This is a genomic window from Streptomyces sp. NPDC058464, from assembly GCF_042721035.1.
GTDB lineage: Bacteria > Actinomycetota > Actinomycetes > Streptomycetales > Streptomycetaceae > Streptomyces.
Map to the genome: position 1 here is coordinate 14,686 of NZ_JBHXMA010000025.1, position 17,265 is coordinate 31,950.

The 17,265-nt window shown below is 71.4% G+C and carries 12 protein-coding genes; 6 read left to right on the forward strand and 6 right to left on the reverse strand.

Annotated elements, in window-relative coordinates:
- The first annotated feature begins 141 nt into the window (after positions 1-141).
- Both ACFWPQ_RS29795 and ACFWPQ_RS29800 read left to right on the forward strand, forming a co-directional pair.
- A complete protein-coding gene (locus ACFWPQ_RS29795; protein WP_384041318.1) occupies positions 142-1,110 on the forward strand; it encodes an alpha/beta hydrolase in 969 nt (322 codons plus the stop codon).
- A gap of 54 nt (positions 1,111-1,164) precedes the next feature.
- On the forward strand, positions 1,165-2,547 hold the full coding sequence (locus ACFWPQ_RS29800) for a hypothetical protein (protein ID WP_384041321.1): 1,383 nt from the start codon (positions 1,165-1,167) through the stop codon (positions 2,545-2,547).
- Positions 2,548-2,610: 63 nt separating this feature from the next.
- Here ACFWPQ_RS29800 and ACFWPQ_RS29805 read toward each other — a convergent pair whose 3' ends face one another.
- Both ACFWPQ_RS29805 and ACFWPQ_RS29810 read right to left on the reverse strand, forming a co-directional pair.
- On the reverse strand, positions 2,611-4,308 hold the full coding sequence (locus tag ACFWPQ_RS29805; RefSeq protein ID WP_384041324.1) for a DUF2264 domain-containing protein: 1,698 nt from the start codon (positions 4,306-4,308) through the stop codon (positions 2,611-2,613).
- A gap of 123 nt (positions 4,309-4,431) precedes the next feature.
- Positions 4,432-5,490, reverse strand: a complete 1,059-nt coding sequence (locus tag ACFWPQ_RS29810) for a rhamnogalacturonan acetylesterase (RefSeq protein ID WP_384041326.1) — start codon at positions 5,488-5,490, stop codon at positions 4,432-4,434.
- Positions 5,491-5,677: 187 nt separating this feature from the next.
- Here ACFWPQ_RS29810 and ACFWPQ_RS29815 point away from each other — a divergent pair, with 187 nt between their 5' ends.
- A complete protein-coding gene (locus tag ACFWPQ_RS29815) occupies positions 5,678-7,357 on the forward strand; it encodes a rhamnogalacturonan lyase B N-terminal domain-containing protein (RefSeq protein WP_384041329.1) in 1,680 nt (559 codons plus the stop codon).
- A gap of 18 nt (positions 7,358-7,375) precedes the next feature.
- On the opposite strand, the gene ACFWPQ_RS29820 is transcribed toward ACFWPQ_RS29815, so the two are convergent.
- Entirely contained in the window at positions 7,376-8,785 is a 1,410-nt protein-coding gene (locus ACFWPQ_RS29820) for an RICIN domain-containing protein (protein WP_384041330.1), read from the reverse strand.
- Between the two features lie 207 nt (positions 8,786-8,992).
- On the opposite strand from ACFWPQ_RS29820, the gene ACFWPQ_RS29825 reads away from it, so the two are divergent.
- Positions 8,993-11,107, forward strand: a complete 2,115-nt coding sequence (locus ACFWPQ_RS29825) for an autotransporter (protein ID WP_384041333.1) — start codon at positions 8,993-8,995, stop codon at positions 11,105-11,107.
- 65 nt (positions 11,108-11,172) lie between these two features.
- Here ACFWPQ_RS29825 and ACFWPQ_RS29830 read toward each other — a convergent pair whose 3' ends face one another.
- Both ACFWPQ_RS29830 and ACFWPQ_RS29835 read right to left on the reverse strand, forming a co-directional pair.
- A complete protein-coding gene (locus ACFWPQ_RS29830) occupies positions 11,173-12,285 on the reverse strand; it encodes an aminoglycoside phosphotransferase (RefSeq protein WP_384041336.1) in 1,113 nt (370 codons plus the stop codon).
- A 179-nt stretch (positions 12,286-12,464) separates the two neighbouring features.
- Complete coding sequence (locus ACFWPQ_RS29835; RefSeq protein ID WP_384041339.1) at positions 12,465-13,664, reverse strand: MFS transporter; 1,200 nt, start codon at positions 13,662-13,664, stop codon at positions 12,465-12,467.
- 89 nt (positions 13,665-13,753) lie between these two features.
- Here ACFWPQ_RS29835 and ACFWPQ_RS29840 point away from each other — a divergent pair, with 89 nt between their 5' ends.
- Together ACFWPQ_RS29840 and ACFWPQ_RS29845 are read left to right on the forward strand one after the other, a co-directional pair.
- The gene (locus ACFWPQ_RS29840) at positions 13,754-14,515 is read left to right on the forward strand and encodes a DeoR/GlpR family DNA-binding transcription regulator (protein WP_384041342.1); all 762 of its coding nucleotides are present in this window, start codon (positions 13,754-13,756) and stop codon (positions 14,513-14,515) included.
- Between the two features lie 398 nt (positions 14,516-14,913).
- Positions 14,914-16,245 (forward strand): MFS transporter, encoded by a 1,332-nt coding sequence (locus ACFWPQ_RS29845; RefSeq protein ID WP_384041345.1) that lies wholly within the window; start codon positions 14,914-14,916, stop codon positions 16,243-16,245.
- Here the strand turns inward: ACFWPQ_RS29845 and ACFWPQ_RS29850 are convergent.
- The gene (locus tag ACFWPQ_RS29850; RefSeq protein WP_384041347.1) at positions 16,223-17,164 is read right to left on the reverse strand and encodes a PhzF family phenazine biosynthesis protein; all 942 of its coding nucleotides are present in this window, start codon (positions 17,162-17,164) and stop codon (positions 16,223-16,225) included. The two genes, ACFWPQ_RS29845 and ACFWPQ_RS29850, sit on opposite strands and share 23 nt — an antisense overlap.
- Positions 17,165-17,265: the final 101 nt, after the last annotated feature.

Consider the following 17,265-nt stretch of genomic DNA (forward strand, 5'->3'; position numbering starts at 1 on the left):
GCCTGACGCAGGGCGCGGGCGCCGCCGGCCACCGCACGACGCCGGCGCGTCGCGATGCTCTTCGGCCTTGTGCGCCCGGCGCCATGCCCTTCCCGGACGTCCCGACCATGCCGTTCTCGGAATTCCCCAGGGAGCATTCCCATGGCTGCTCAGACCTCCTCGATCGTCCTCGAACCCGAAGCACGGGCACTCGCCGAGGCGACCTCGCACCACCCGTTCCTGTACGAGCTGGATCCCGCCGCCGCGCGCAAGGTCCTCGACGACCTCCAGGCCGCACCGATCGACAAACTGCCGGTCGACGAGGAGTGGATCACCGTGCCGGCCGCCGTGGGCGACGTACGGGTACGCATCGTCCGACCGCAGGGCGCCACCGGAATGCTGCCCGTCGTGCTGTACATGCACGGCGGCGGCTGGGTCCTGGGCAACGCCGGCACCCACGACCGCCTGGTGCGGGAGCTGGCGGTCGGCGCACAAGCGGCCGTGGTCTTCGTGGAGTACACGCCGTCGCCCGAAGCCCACTACCCCGTGGCCATCGAGCAGGGCTATGCCGCCGCCCAGTGGGTCGTCCGCGAGGGAGCGGCCAAGGGGCTGGACGCACAGCGCATGGCGGTGGCCGGGGAATCGGTCGGCGGGAACATGACGGCCGCACTCGCCCTCATGGCCAAGGAGCGCGGTGACATCACGTTCATACAGCAGTCGATGTACTACCCGGTCACGGACGCGGCCATGAACACCGGCTCCTACGACCAGTTCGCCACCGGCTACTACCTGAGCCGCAAGCTGATGGAGTGGTTCTGGGACGCCTACACGACCGACCCGGCCAAGCGCGCGGAGATCACCGCCTCGCCCAACCAGGCCACCACCGAGCAGCTCTCCGGCCTGCCGCCCGCTCTGCTGATCGTCGACGAGGCCGACGTGCTGCGCGACGAGGGCGAGGCGTACGCCGCCAAGCTGCGGGCGGCCGACGTCCCGGTGACCACGGTGCGCTACGACGGCACGGTCCACGACTTCATGTTGCTCAACTCGCTCAGCCAGTCGGAGGCCGCCCGCGGCGCGATCGACCAGGCCACGACGTTCCTGGGGAACGCCCTCGGAACCGACCGGCCCTAGCGGAGACGTCCCCAGGCACGGCAACCTTCCGGGACCCGGCGGCAACCACAGGGCATGACTTCCGCACCACGCACCACACGTCACCGCCGGGTCCACGCCTACCGCAAGCCCGCTGTCGGACTCCTCGCGGCCGGCGGTCTGCTGGCCGGCGCCTGGTACGCCACCGCCGGCGCGGCCACGACCACGGGCCTGAAGGTCACGTCCACCGCGGTGACCCTCAACGCCAAGTACCCCTACCTCTCGGCGGGTTACAACAACACCCGGGAGTGGAACCGCACCGCCACCGCGGTCGCCCCCGACGGCACGCTGCGGGTCGCCTGGCCCGCCGCCGACGGCGTCCACGTCACCCCGCTCACCGCGGCCGGCAAGCGGTCCGGCGCCGACACGGTGGTCAAGGGCGCGAAGGAGGTGGGCGGCCTGGTCGCCCACACCAACGGGTTCGCGCTCCTCACCCGGGTCGCCGACACCAACAAGTGGAAGGAGACGGCGGCCGCGATCGTCCGTTACACGGGCGGCAAACGGACCTGGACCACCAAGCTCACCGGCACCGCCTCCCACGACACCTCCCCCACCCTCGACGGCCAACTCACCTGGAACGGCTCCAAGTACGGCGCCTACTTCGTGGTGCACGGCGCCGGCGGCTTCGCCGACGGGCACTTCGGCGACAAGCTGTCGTACATCAGCGCCGGGGGCAAGAAGCTGAGCGGCGGCTGGAGTTGGGGGTGCAGCCACAACGAGGGGATCGCCCTGCACGCCGAGACCTCCGGCGCCTTCACCTCGCTCTGCTTCGACGACTGGCGCTCGGGCCTGTTCGTCTCCACCGGCATCGGTGCCCCGGACGTGGCCCCGGTGGTCCAGCGGGAGCAGTGCTGGGCGGGCTACTGCGGGGGTACCTTCCCCGGCCGCACCGGCGACCTGGTGAAGTCCGCCACCGGCAGGTACGCGACCGCGTTCGCCTCCCGGGGCGCCGCCTCCGCGAAGAAGAACCCGGACGACAGCAGCGGCCGCGGCTGGACGGTCACCCCGAAGACCGCCACCCACCAGGTCGCCGTCGCGTTCCTGAAGAACCGCAACTCCGGCCCCGGCAAGGCGGTCTACCTCACCAGTGCCAAGACCGTCGAGAACGTGAACGTGCACCTCGCGCCCTACGGCAAGGACAAGCTCCTGCTCTCCTGGGAGTCCCTGAAGAACGCCAAGTGCTCGGCGGGCACCTGCACCGGCACCTTCACGGGCACGCACCTGCGGCTGGTCGACTGGAACGGCAGGTTCGTCGGAGCCGGCAAGGTGGTGAGCGCGCGGTTCACCGGTGACATCGCGGTCCTCAAGGACGGCTCCCTCACCTGGGCCTACCCACCCGTCACGCCGGGCTACGGCAGCCCGCTGACCGGTGCCTCACCGACCACGACGACGCTGCGGATCGCCCGCCTCACCCCGTGACGGGGGCCGCCGTGCCCCTTTCCACGCCCAGCGCACGATGCCGACGCCGACACCGGAAGCGGCTCAGCCCTGCGCGGTGTGCTCCACCTCCACGCCGGACGCCTGCCACCTGACCCGGAGGCCGGGTCCGCCGCTCCACAGCACCGTCAACTCCCGGTCGCCCTCGGCGCGTACGGTCACCGTCTCGCCGAGCGGTGCGGCGTCCGGCGCGCCGGTGAGCCGGCTCAGCGCGACGAACAGGGTCGCGGCCTCCTCCGTGACCCCGCTGAGCGCGTCGTCGAGGCCCACGGCGGGCAGCAGTTCGGCCCGGAGACCCTCCGGTGCGGCCCAGCCGGTCACCCGCACCGGGGTTCCGGGCGGCGCCCCCGTCACCCGGAAGGCCCGCACCTCCACGGCCCCGTGCACGAGCACCGCGCTCGTCACCCGGGCGCCCGCGCCGGCCGAGTGCCGCGAGGCGGCCCAGCCCTCCCCCACGCCCAGCGGCTCGATGTGCGTGCGGCTCGGGTCGTCGCCGACGATCACGCTGTTGTCGTACGAGGCGGCGGGCCCGGTCACGGTCGAGTAGCCGAGGCGGGTGTAGTACGGGTCGTAGCGGACGTCCTCGCTGCCGTGGTTGTGGAGGCGGACGATTCCGTCCGAACTCGTGGACTGGAGGAGCCAGTTGGCCGGGGTGATCGGGGTGACCGCGTCGGCGCGTTCCGCGGGGGCCGGTTCCTCCGGTGCCGTCCACACCTCGTGGTCCGGCGGGAGCAGCAGGCCGAGGAAGCCCTTGCTCGCCCAGTACGGGGAGGCGGGGCCCGAATAGCCCTGCAGGACGGCGGGGTCGGGGCCGTGCCAGCCGAGGGTCAGCAGGCCCCGGTCGTCCAGGGCGTCCCGGTCGAGGAAGTACTTCAGTGCCCCGGAGGCCAGTCGCCGGGTCTCCCCGGGGGACAGGGGGGTACGGCCGGTGAGCGCGCCGAGCCACAGCGGGGCCGTGGTCGCGAAGCGGTAGGTCAGGGAGCGGCCCTGGTGCATCGGGGCGCCGTCGCCGCCGAACAGGCGTGCGTAGTCCGCGAGATGGCGTTCCAGGCGGCCGCCGTACAGGTCGAGCAGTTGCTCGTCGTCGGCCAGCCAGGCGTGCAGCACCGGGTAGAGGTGCATCGCCCAGCCGTTGTAGTAGTCGAACTTGCGGCCGTCGCCGTCCGTGTACCAGCCGTCCGAGACGTACCAGTCCTCGATCCGGGCCAGGCCGTGGTCGACCGCCTTGTGCGCGGCCTCGGGCTCGTGGCCGACCTCGGCCAGGAAGCCGCCGACCGTCACCGGGAACAGCTCCCAGTTGCAGGGCCAGGGTTCGGCGGTCAGCGCGTCGGCGAGCCAGGCCGCCGCCCGTTGCCGTACGGCGTCGTCGAGCCGGTCCCACAGCAGCGGGCGGGTCAGGCGCAGGGCGAGGGCGACCGAGGCGGCCTCGACCAGCGGCTGGCTGCGGTCCTCGATGCGCGGCCAGACGCCCGCCACGCCGGCCGCGAGTCCGTCCGCGTACCGCTGGAGCACGGTCTCGTCGCGCCGGAAGGCGGCGAGGAGCAGGGTGCGGGCGTAGCCCTCCAGACCGTCGGAGAGCCGCCCCGACCAGCTCTGGTGGTCGCCGGGGAGGTGGTAGAGGGCACGGTCCGGGGTGGCGTACGGCTCGACGGCGGCGAGCAGCGCGTCGGCCGCTGTCTCCCAGTGGGCACGGGTGTAGCCGGTGCGCGGGCTGGAACGGCGGTCCTCGGGAGGCAGCTGCATCGGGGCTCTTTCTCGCTCGTACCGTTCGAAGCACTCGTACCGCGCGAAGCACTCGTACCGTTCCAGGCGCTCGTGGCGTTGGAACCTGGGGCGCCCCGGTTCCGGTCGGGGCGCCCCAGGGGCTCATCCCGCCCGCACGGTGCCCCGGGGCACCAGGTGCCGGGCGAGAAGCTCATCACGCACCAGGCCCGCGTAGACGGTGGCGCCGTACCCGGAGGTGTGCGTGTTGTCCTTCTTCTCGTTGTACAGGTACAGCGCCTTGGAGCCCTCCACGCCGAGGGACTCGACCAGCGCCTTGGTCTTCGCCGTGAGGTCGATCAGCGGAACGTCCTCGGCGGCGGCGACCGAGCGGATCACCTCAGGATGATTGACGCCGAGCCCGTTGACCAGAAGCGCGATGTCGTTGTTCAGCGTGCCGTCGGCATTGAACCAGCGGCGCACGATGGGTGTGACCAGCACCGGCCGCCCGCCCTTCTCCCGTACGCCCGCCACCAGTGTCTCCAGGTTCGCGCGGTAGGTCGCCTCGTCCGTCGTCTTGTCGTTGTGCGCCAGCTGGATCAGGACCAGGTCACCCGGGCGGATCAACTGCTCGACGTTACCCCAGAGTTGGGGGTTCTGGAGATAGGTCGTCGTACTTTCGCCGGAGTCCGCGTAGTTGGCGACGGCGACGCCCTTGCGCAGGAACTGCGGGAGCTGCTGGCCCCAGCCGGAGTAGGGGTCGGCGGGCTGGTCGCAGACCGTGGAGTCGCCGACCAGGAGGATCTGCCGGGTGTGCCGGGAGGCAGGGGTGACCCGGATGTCGGCGAGTGCGGGAGCGGAGCCGCCGATGTTGAGGTCCAGGCCCGGGGTTCCGTCCGGGCCCGTCGGCTCGCCCTCGGGGGTGCGGACGTTCACGGTGAAGCCGCGCGTGACGTGCCGGCCGGCGGCCACGGCCGTCTCGGGGAGGAGGGAGCGCCGGGTCTCGCCGCTGATGCTCGTGCTGGACGCGGCGGCGGCGCCGAGCCGGACGGTCACGTCGTAGTCGCCCGGCGGCACGTCGAAGTGGCAGGCGGTGGCGGTGCAGTTGCCGATACCGAGCGGCGGCTGCCGGTCGTGGGCCCGGGCGGCGGGAGCGGTCGTCAGGCAGGTGCCGAGGACGACCGCCGCGAGCGCGGCGACACGAACACCGTTGAAACGTCTCACCCGGGACTCCTCCGTCGCGGTGACAGGGTCTGGCGGGGACCGTACCGTCATCCACAAGCGCTTTCTAGACCTTGGACCGTTTTCACGGGATTGCCAACTCCAGGAAAGTGAAAGCCCTTTCGCGAAATCGATTCAACTGTCACTCTCACAGACACCCGCAACCCGCCCCACCGAAGGAGGCACCCCCATGTCCGGATCCACCGGGAGACCGCTCGGACGCCGCACCTTCGTCCTCGGCAGCGCGGCCGCCGCCGGTACCGCCGCCCTCGCCGGACCGCTCGCCACCACCGCCTCGGCCGCGAGCTTCGGCTGGTCGGACGACGGCTCCAACTACGTCGTGGACACCGGAGCCAGTCTCGTCTTCAAGGTCAGCAAGACCAACGGCGACCTGACCTCGCTGGTCTACAAGGGCACCGAGTACCAGGGCTACGGCGGCAAGAACTCGCACGTCGAGTCGGGCCTCGGCACCTCCACGGTGACCATCGCCCAGTCGGGTTCGACGATCCTGGTCTCCGTCGCGTACGGCACGCTGAAGCACTACTACGCGGCCCGCAGCGGCGAGAACAACGTCTACCTGTGGACCAACAAGGCCGACTCGTCCGTCTCCGCCACCCGGTACATCGTGCGCGTCAAGGCCGGCCTGTTCCTCAACGACGAGCCGGACTCCTACACCTACGCGCCCACCGTCATCGAGTCCGCGGACGTCTTCGAGAAGTCCGACGGCCAGACCCGCGCCAAGCACTACTCGAAGCTGCGGGTGATGGACTACAGCTACATCGGCTGGACGACCGGCAGCGTCGGCCTGTGGGTCGTGCGCAGCAACCACGAGAAGGCCTCCGGCGGCCCGTTCTACCGCTCGCTGCTGCGCCACCAGAGCGCCGACGGCGGCGGCCTGTACGAGATCCTGTACTACGGCGAGAACCAGACCGAGGCGGAGCGCTACGGCCTCCAGGGCCCGTACGTCATCGCCCTCACGGACGGCGGCGCGCCCTCCTCGTCCCTGTACCCGGGCACCCTCACCACCTCCTGGGCGGACTCGCTGGGCATCTCCGGGTACGTGGCCGCGAGCGGACGCGGGCGGGTGGCCGGCGTCGGCATCTCGGGACGGGACACGGCGTACGCGTACACGGTGGGACTCGCCAACTCGGCGGCCCAGTACTGGGGTTCGGCGCGTTCGTCGGACGGCTGGTTCTCGATCGCGGGCGTGCTGCCCGGGACGTACACGCTCACCGTCTTCAAGGGCGAACTGGCGGTCTACACCGGCTCGGTGAGCGTTTCCGCCGGCGCGACCACCACCCTCAACACCATCGCCGTCCCGTCCTCCAACGATCCCGGCAACGCGTCCGCGATCTGGCGGATCAACAACTGGGACGGCACTCCGGGCGGGTTCAAGAACGCCGACCTGATGACGTACGCGCACCCGTCGGACGTCCGGGCCGCGTCCTGGACCGGGAACGTGGTCATCGGCAGCGGCACCGAGACCTCGGCGTTCCCCTGCTACCTGTGGAAGGACGTCAACAGCGGGATCATCGTGTACTTCAAGCTCACGGCCGCCCAGGCCGCCGCCGCGCACACCCTCAGGATCGGCGTGACGACGGCCTACGCGAACGGCAGGCCGCAGGTCGTCGTCAACGACACCTGGACCTCGGCCGTCCCCTCCCCGCCCACCCAGCCGAGCACCCGGTCACTGACCGTGGGCTCGTACCGGGGCAACAACTACACGTTCACCTACAGCGTTCCGGCGTCCGCCTGGCTGACGGACACCAGCGCCTACAACACGCTGAAGATCTACGTGGCGAGCGGCTCGGGGACAACGTCCTTCCTCAGCGCCGGCACCTCGATCGACGCGATCGACCTGCTGGCGTAACTCATCTCTGAAGCGTCATCAGGTCCCGCGGGTCCACTGCTGGTTCGTGCCGCTGTTGCACGTGTACGTGATGATCGCGGCCGAGTTGGCGGTGGACGCGCCGCTCACGTCCAGGCACTCACCGCTGGTACGGGCCTTGATGTTGACGTAGGAGCCGGAGGTGACGACCGACCACTGCTGGGCGGTGGCGCCGGTGCAGTCCTCCTGGGTGACGTCGGTGGAGTTCTCCTGGAGGCACAGCGAGCTGCCCCGGCCCATCAGTTCGTAGTAGCCGGTGCCCAGGTCCTTGAACCACCACTTCTGGTTGGTCCCACTGTTGCAGGTGTACTGGCTGATCGCGACGCCCTCCCAGAGGGACTGGCTCGGCACGTCGGCGCACTTGCTGCTGTGCCGGGCGATCAGGGTGTTGTAGGTGGCGCTGGTGCCGCCGACCGTGCCGGCCGCCGTGTCGATCGACACCTCCGGGTACCAGGACATCGACATCGAGGTGGAGGTCGGGAAGGTCAACGGCAGCCAGACGTAACGGGAGTCGTTGACCGTGCCGCCGAAGGAGTTGCCCCAGCGGTCGCCCATGTAGAGGTACGAGGTGCCCGAGGTGCCGGTGATCGGGAGGACGTACGCGGTCTGGGAGTTGTAGGCCGTGGAGTCGCCGACGTTGGTCCAGGAGGTCCAGGGGCCGGCGAGGGAGGTCGCGGTGGCGTACTCCTGCTGGTTGGCGCTCCAGCCGGTCGCGCCCGAAGTGAGCATGAAGTAGACGCCGTTGCGCTTGAAGAGCGCCGGGGCCTCGCGGTGGCCGCCGGCCCAGGGGTTGGCGACCAGGCTGTCGATGGCGGTGTAGTCGCTGGTGAGCTTGTAGATCTGCAGGTCGTAGTTCTCGTTGGCGGCGGAGACCATGTAGGCCGTGCCGTCGGTGTCGACGAAGGTCGTGATGTCCCGGGACATGTACTGGCCGAGCGGCTGGAAGCTGCCCTGGTAGGTGTAGTTCCCGTCGACGGTGTCGGAGACGGCGACCGCGGCCTTGGCCTCGCTGTAGTCGACGCCGTTCTCCTTGTGCATCCACATCACGAACTTGCCGGTGGAGGCGTTGTAGATGACCTTCGGGCGCTCGATGTAGGCGGTGCCGAGTTCGGAGGCGGAGGACTGGGTGAGGACGTGGTTGCGGAACTCCCAGGTCTTCAGGTCGGTGGAACGGTAGGCATCCACGTACTTGAAGGTGTTGTCGGAGTTGCGGTCCTCGCCGAACCAGTAGTAGTAGCTGCCGACCTTGATGACCCCGCCGCCGTGGGCGTGCACGACGTTCCCCGAAGTGTCGGTGAACTGGGTGCCGTTGGTGACCGTCTGGGAGGCGGCCGCGGCCGGTCCCGCGGTGGCCAGGGCGCCGATCACCGCCAGACAGAGGGACAGCAGGATCGCGTACGCACGTCTCATCTACACACGCTCCTCGGGGGAAGGAAAGCCGTTCGACCTACCGAACTGCATCTGTCATGACGAACGTTGTGATCGCCGAAAAGGTAAGGGTGTGTTACGCGTGGGTCAACGGGTCTGACGCGACAAGAGGGAAAGCGATTTCCGACGGATCCGTGCCGAGGGCTGTTTTTCTGTTATCGCGGGCCGTCCGCAAGCGTCTCCCCTGATGTGCACAGCCATCTCCACACCACCGCAGCGGCCGTCGGCGCCCTCGCCGCCCTTCTGGCCTCCGCTCCCCCGGCGTCCGCCGCCGCCCCCGCCGCCCCGGCCTCCGGTGCCCGGGACGTCACCGCCGACGTCCTCGCCGACCGGGACGTGACCGTCACCGGCGACACGGTCGTCACCGTGCCGGCCGGGACGACCACGTACGACGGCGTCCTCCGCGGCGAGGGCACGCTCACCGTGCGCGGCGGCGGCACCCTGATCCTCACCAGGGACAGCGACTTCACCCTGCCGAAGTCCCGGCAGCGGCAGGTCGTCCGCACCCAGGGCGGCAACCACCCGTATACGACGGTCACCAACCCGGACCCGCCCGCGATCACGGTCGAGCGCGGTACGACCCTGCAGTACGGCACGGGCGGCGGCACCGGCCTGATCGGCCACTTCCCGTACGACACCCCCGGCTACCAGCTCAACCAGCTCAACATCCGCGTCGACGGCACCCTGCGCCTCTCCCTGACCCGCACCTTCAACATCGGCACGATCAGCGGTTCGGGCCTGGTGACCCAGCCCCGCAACATGTGGGGCACGCTGGACCTGGCGGGCACCCACCCCTTCTCGGGCGTCATCGACAACGGCACCGGCATGGCCGTCGGCCGCCCGGAGTACCCGGTGGCGCTCCCCGACGCGCGCGCCATCCTCAACCAGGGCTCCTGGATCATCGACACCCCGCTGGGTCAGACGATCACCCTGCGCCAGGACTTCTACCAGCGCGAGTACGGCAGTGACGTCAACGTCCACTCGCGGCCGGGCAGCAAGGTGGTCCTCACCGGCCAGTACAGCTACAGCGACCGCGGCGGCGACACGAACCCGTCCCTGAGCGACGCGTCCCTCAACTGGACGGCATTGCCTCACCAGTTGAACAAGCGCGGCACCAACATCGAGGGCGCCGACGTGCACTGGGGCGACGGGACCACCCATCGCATCTTCATGCCGGGGACGAAGGACACCGTCTACGTCAACCTGCACGAGGCGAGCGGCCGCCGCTCCACGCTCACCTTCGACTACGACGGCCCGGTGACCCTGGGCGCCCCGATCGGCGGCGGCCGCTACCACGACACGCTGGCCGCGCCCGGCGCCGGGGACGTCGTGATCGCGGGGACCCGCGGGAACGACGTGACCTTCGCGGCCGCCCAGGACTACGACGGCTCGACGACGATCCGCAACGGCGCGGTGCTGCACCTGGGTTCGGGCAGGAAGGGCGGCGACGGCTCGCTCCTGACGGGCACCGAACGCCGGCGCGTCGACAACGACGGCACCCTGGTCGTCCGCAACACCTCGACCCCGATCCACCTGGCGTACGTGGGCGGCTCCGGGTCCCTCGTGCAGTCGGGGGCGGCCACCACCACGCTCACCGGCGGCGCGGTGACGTACACGGGGACGACCACCGTCAGTCGGGGCACCCTCGCCCTGCGCTCCGGGGCGACGCTCGCGCACAGCGAGGCCGTCCGGCTCACCTCGGCCGGGGCCCGCCTGGACCCGGGCACGGCGGGGCTACGCGTGCTGACCACGCTCTCCGGGACGGGCACCGTGCTGGGGTCGGTCACCAACGACAGCCTGGTGACCAGCGGACTGACGGTGAAGGGGGACTACACCCAGCACAAGCGGGGCGAACTGGTTCTGCGGAAGAAGCCGTTGAAGGTGACGGGGCGCCTCGCCCTGGCCGGCGCGCTGGACCTGTCCGCCGCGGGCGACGCTCCGGCCCGCCGCATCACCCTGATCGACCACACCGGCACGACCCGCACGACCGGCAGCTTCGACGGCCTGCACGAGGGCACCGAGGTCAAGCTCGCCGACACGGTCTACCGGATCACCTACCGGGGCGGCGACGGCAACGACGTGGTCCTGAACGCGGAGGCCGCCAGGGCCTCGACGAAGGCGGACACCGCCGACCCGGCGTCCGCTCCCCCGGCCGTGACCACCCGCACCGCCGCCGACTCGGCGGACTCCTTCGGCTGGTGGCCCTACGCCCTCGCGCTCGGCCTCCTCGGTGGCCTGATGGTCCCGGCGAGCCGGCGGACGCGGCGCAAGGGCCGCCGGAAGAACAGGCGGCACGCGGCCTGACCGACCGCGGCGCCGCCTGCCGACGCCTGCCGGTACCGGCTACCGGTGTCGCCTGCCGGTACCGGCTACCGGCGACGCCCGCTGGGCGGCTCCGGGAAGCCGAGCTCCGGGGCCGAGACGCGCGCCTCGGCCGCCCAGTCCGCGAGGAAGGCGAGTGCCAACCCCCGTTCCCGGTACCGAAGTTCGGCGGAGATCGGCCGTCCGCCCCCGTAGTCCAGCTGCTCCTCGCCGGCGCGGGCCAGCATCAGGGCGGTGAGCCAGTCGTACTTCACCGCCGAGGCGCACACCGCGAGCCGTACCAGCCGCTCGTCGACGTCCCGGCCGGACTCGCGCAGGCCCTGGAGGTAGGCGTCGTAAGCGGCCGCCGCGTACCCGGGCAGCCGGGCGGCCGGGACGAAGAGGTCGAAGACGGAGTCGGGGAGGTAGTTGCCCAGGTCCTCTCCCAGGGCGCCGTCCCCGGCGAACGACCAGTCGAGGGCGACGGTGGCGGGGCCGTCGGAGCGGAGGTTCGCGGGCCACATGTCGAGGTGGCAGAAGGCCCGCGGCAGGGCCTCCAGCACCTGGAGGAACCACTCGCGGTCGTGGTGCAGCCGGACCATCTCGCGGCGCAGGCCGGGCGGGAAGTGGTCGCGGACCAGGGGCTGTCGCCAGGCCTCGGCGTCGTCGAGGAGCTCCTCACCCAGGGTGTTGCCGCCGATGTACTGGCGCAGGAAGCGGCGGCTCAGCCACGGGTGGTCGCCGGGCCGTGCGGCCCCCTGGGCGGCGCCGAGGCGGTGGGCATGCTCGACGTGCCGGGCGAGCGGCCATGCGGTGGCCGGCTCTCCCGGCACGTCCTCCAGCCACAACGCGACGTCCCCGTCCGGCCGTTCGACCAAGGCAAGCAGCCCGGGCGCGCGGATCCCGTGGGGCTGCCAGACATGGGCCAGACCCGACTCGTAGACGTACGCCTCGCGCCGCCAGTAGTTCCAGTGCCGGGGCTCGTCCGAGGCGGCCCAGCGTTCGGTGGCCTCCTTGTTGCGGGTGAGCACTTTCAGAACGGCCGAGCGGCGGCCGGCGCTCACCCGCCACACACCACCGGTGACGCCGTTCTTCGGGTTGTGGACGAGGGCGTCGAACACGGCTCCGTCCGCGCCGAGCACCTCGCGGGCCTCGGTGTCCGAGAGCGTCGTTTCAGGCATGGTCCAAGGCTAGGCGCCGCCCCGTGACCGGTCTTCACGGTCTCCTGGCTTGATCACGGCGTGCCCGGTGAGCTTGTGCGGCCCGGCCCCAGGAAGCACGTCCTCCACCGGTCCGCCGGCCCGGGGGCGAGAGGAGAGGCCTGTGCGGCACGGTGTCAGGGGCCATGCCGCACAGGCGGTCAGTGGCCGCCGTGGGCCATCTCGCGCGTGCGATCGGATTCGGTGCGCAGGACTCCCGCGGCCGCAGCGGTGATCGCACACAGCAGGGTCAGCAGCACGAAGGCGTGGTTCAGTGCGACGAGATGGGTCATCCAGCCGATGACGGCCGGGCCGGCGAGCATGCCGACGTAGCCGAGGCCGGCCACACGGGAGACGTTGGCACCGGCAGCGGCGGGGTCGGCGTGCCCGGCCGCGCTGAACAACTGGGGGACGCAGCCGGAGAGTCCCAGGCCGAACAGCGCCCACCCGGCGAACGCGGACCATGTCCAGGGGGAGACGGCCACGATCGTGATGCCGACGGCGGCTGTCGCCGAGCCGTAGCGCAGGACGGCCATGGACCCGAGCCGGGCGACGAGTCGGTCGGCGAGCAGCCGGCCGATGGTCATCGCCGCCGCGTAGGTGCCGTATGCGAAGGCGGCGGTGCTCGCGGCTGCGCCGATGACGTCCTTCAGGTGCACGGCGCTCCAGTCGTTCGCGGCCCCCTCGCACAGCATGACGACGAGGGCGAGGCAGGCGAGGGTCCCCATGCGCCCGGAAGTGCTGTGTGGCTCTGCGGCCGGTGCCTGCTCCTCTTCCGCGGAGCCGGTGGCGGCGGGTGGCGGCGTGGCCGGCAGCAGACCGCGTGCCCACGCCAGTGCGATCACGACGCCTGTGGCTCCCAGGGCGCCCATGGCCGCGGCCGGGCTCGTCCGGGTGCTCGCGGCACCCGCTGCGACGAGCGAGGCGATGACGCCGCCGACGGAGAACATGGCGTGGAAGGCCGACATGACGGGCCGGCCGTACGCCTTTTCCACGTACACGGCGTGGGCGTTCATGCTCACGTCCAGGCAGCCGTTGGTGAAGCCGAAGACCAGCAGGGCGCCTGCCAGCGTCCAGGGATCACGGGACAGGCCGGGCAGCACCAGGGTCGCGCTGCACAGGACGCCGGTGGCGGGGACCACCACGCGGGCCCCGAGGCGGTCGACCAGCTGTCCGGCCACCTGCATGCCGATGAAGGCCCCGAGCCCGAGCAGCACGAGCAGGCCCCCCAGCGTCGCGTGGCTGATGCCCACGCGCTCCTCGATGGCGGGGATGTGCACCACCCAAGTGCCCATCAGGGTGCCGCAGAGGACGAAGTAGACGAAGGTCGCCACACGGGCGGCTCGCAGCGAACGTTCCATGCCGATCACCGTAACGAACATTTTTTATGTGCGAAAGTCGACCTAGTGAACACATTGAATGTTCATTTCGTGTGGTGTTCAATCGCGTCATGACCAACACAGACCGGCACGGCCTGATCGCCCAGGCCGTCGGAGAGTCGGGCAGCGCCACGGTCCAGGACCTCGCCGAGCTGACCGGCGCCTCGGAGATGACCATCCGGCGCGACCTCGACACGCTGGCCGCGCAAGGCGTTCTCGAACGCATCCGGGGCGGCGCGCGCACCCTGCTGCTCAGGGGCGAGGAGCCGCCCTTCGCGCTGCGCGCCCGCGAGGCCGTGGACGCCAAACGCCGGATCGCGGCCGAGGTGTCCTCGCTCATCGCCGACGGCGAGACCGTCCTCCTGGACAGCGGCACCACCTGCCTCGAGGTGGCCCGCCTCCTGCAACGACGTCCGGTCACGGTGATGCCCCTGTCACTACAGGCCATCCGCCTGTTCGGCGAGACGCCGGGCCCGACCACCCTGATGGTGCCCGGCGGACGGCCCCGCGCCGCCGAGGGGGCCCTCACCGGCCCTCTCACGCTCGCCTCCCTGTCGGCACTGCGCTTCGACACCGCGGTCATCGGCTGTTGCGGCCTGAGCGCGGCCGAGGGCCTGACCGCCTACGACCTCGATGACGCCGCGGTGAAGAAGGCAGGCATCGCCTCGGCACGCCGCGTCATCGCCGCCGCGGACGCCGGCAAGCTCGGCCGCACCGCCCTCGCCTACGTCGGCCCATCCGCGCTCCTGCACACCCTCGTCACCGACTCCGCGGCGCCCGCCGAAGAAGTCGCCGCGCTCGAAGGCACGGGTACCGTCGTCAGGACAGTCTGACGAGGGGCTGGTCGCGGAAGTGTGCGGCACGGCCGTCGCGATCGAGACCCACGGCGATGGCACCGCCACCCCCGAGCGGCTCGACCGGCCCATGAGGCTCATCGACGGCCCGGCGCAACCGTCGGCCTCGCCACCGGCAGCAGCCGCCCCGGCGGCAACGGCCGCCTGCGTGGCCGGAGTCCGTCGTCGACCGGGTCGCCCGCACGCACGCCAAGGGCATCTCACACGAGGACCACGAGGATGCGGCCCGCTGCCGCGGCCAGGTCCGTGGCATGCCCGGCCGTCGCCTCGGCCGGCGGGCCGTCGCCTTGGCCGGCGGGCCGTCGCCCGCATCCGTCGGAGACATTGTTGGGTGAGGCGGGCGCCGGAACGCCCGCGGGGAGGACATCAGCCGGCGCATGAGCCACCATGACGACATCGGGCAGCAGCCTGATTCCATCGCAGACCTGGTCCCGGGGGCGGTGGCGGGCGGGCAGGCGGCACGGGACTCCGCACTCCGACTGGTGCTGGCCTCGCCCCTGTACCGCGGCGCGACCATCGCCCTGTTCCTGGCGGGGCTGGGGCAGTCCGCGGCCGCGCCGCAGATCGCCCTGTTCCTGACCAGGGAGCTGGGCGGCTCGCTGACCACCGCCGGCCTGTTCTACCTCACCAGCCTGACCGCGCCGGTGGCCGGCTACCTGGTCGGTGCGCGGTCGGACCGCACCGGAGGACGGCTGGGGCTGTTTCGCGCATGTGCTGTCGCGGGCTTCCTGGGCTGGGCGGGCATCGCCTGCGCGACGCAGTTGTGGATGCCCTTCGTCATCAGCGCCGTCGTCCTCGGTTTCGCCGGTGGCGCCGCCTCCCAGATCTTCGCCGCCATCCACGACGAGCTGAGCGTCCGTCCCAGCGTGGCCGGCGACGGGGTGGTCTCCATCGTGCGGATGGCGCTGACGGCCGGCTGGATCGTCGGACCGTCCGCCGGAGCCCTCCTCGCGGCCCGTTACGGACTGCGGCCCATGCTGTTCGCCACGGCACTGCTCGCCCTGGTGCAGCTCGTCCCGCTGGGCGTGCTCCGGACACCGCCGAAACCGGCGCCCGCGGGCCCGTCGCCGCACACGGTGCGACCGGATGCCCCCCTTCGGACGAGGGTGCGGACGATGCGGCCACTGCTGCTGTTCACGGCGCTGTATGTGTGCGTGTACGCCGGCGAGCCAGTCAAATACGCATATCTACCGATCTATATGCTCGAGCGTCTCCGCTTCCCCTCCGGGCTCGAAGGCGCGATCATCGGCATCCAGCCGCTGGTGGAACTGGTGCTGATGCCGTTCGCTGTCCTCGTCGCCCGAAGAATCGGGACGATGCGGCTCATGGTCGTCGCGGCCGGCTTCGGCGTCGCCGCCAACATCTGCTTCGCCACCACCGGCAGCGCGCCCGGACTCTTCGCCGGGCAGATCCTCATGGGCGGGGTGTGGGGAGTCTTCGCGGCACTCGGGATCATTGTGGCCCAGCGCCTGCTCCCCAGCGCCGTGGCCACCGCTTCCGCGATCTTCATGAGCTCCACCGCGCTCAGCTCCGCACTGGGAGGGTCCGTCGGAGGACTGGGAGTCGCGGCGGTGGGTCTGCCCCACGTCTTCCTCATGCCGGCCGCGTTCGCGCTCATCGCCGTCATCGGGCTCTTCCTGATGGACCGGTCCACCAGGAAGTCGCAGGCGTCCTCCTCGGATCCGCCTACCGACCCGAACCGGGTGTGAACACTGCGGAACGGCCCTTCGGTTCGCGGGTGATCACCGCCGCACCGCCCACGAGGAACTTCGGACCGTCCCCGTCGGCATGGACGACGGCCGTGACGGAGGCCGGTGCGCCGAGTGCGTCGCCCATGTCGGCAGTGAGCCGGCCAAGGCCGGTGCGGGCGAGGTGGGCGGCCAGGCAGGCCGTGCTGTTGGCGTTGGCGATGTCCTCGGGGACGCCGATCGACGGGGCGAACATACGGGCCGCCACCCGGCCGTCCGATGCCGGGGCCGAGTACAGGTAGCAGCCCAGCAGGGCCAGCCGGTCGCAGGCGGTGCGGAGGCGGTCGAGGTCCGGGGTCACCGCGGCGACGGCGGACCGGGTGGGCAGCGGGACGAGGAGTCGCGGCCGCCCCAGAGTGGCGACGACACAGCCGGGCGTGTCCGCGGCGACGCCCAGGGCGGTGAGGACGTCCTCGTGCTCGCCGGCCTCGGGCGCCCGCAGGCCGACCGGTCCCGGCGTGAACCAGGCTTCCAGGCCGCCGTTCCCGTCGTTCCCGTCGTTCCCGTCGTTCCCGTCGTTCCCGTCGTTCCCGTCGTTCCCGTCGTTCCCGTCGTTCCCGTCGTGCCGGATCGCCCGGCCCGCGAGGGTGCCGCCCCGCGTCCGCAGGGTGACCTCGCGGGTGCCGGTGCGCGCGGCCAGGACGGCCAGCGCGGCGACCGTGCCGTGGCCGCAGCCGGGCAGTTCGCCCTCGGCGGTGAAGAAGCGCAGCGTCGCCCCGCCGCCGTCCCGGTCGGCCGAGAGGAACACGGCATGGGACGTACCGGCCCGGACCGGCACCTCGCGGCGCTCGTCGTCGGTGAGCGGGGTGTCGTCCAGGACCGCGGTGGGGCTGCCCCCGCGGCCGTCGCGCAGGCAGGCACGGACGATGGTGACGTTCACGGCAGCGAGCGTAGAGCAGGACGGCGGCAGGACGACGGCGTGCTCGCAGGGGTCTGCCCGTAGGGGTCTGCCTTCAGGGGGCTGCATTCAGGGCCTGCCCG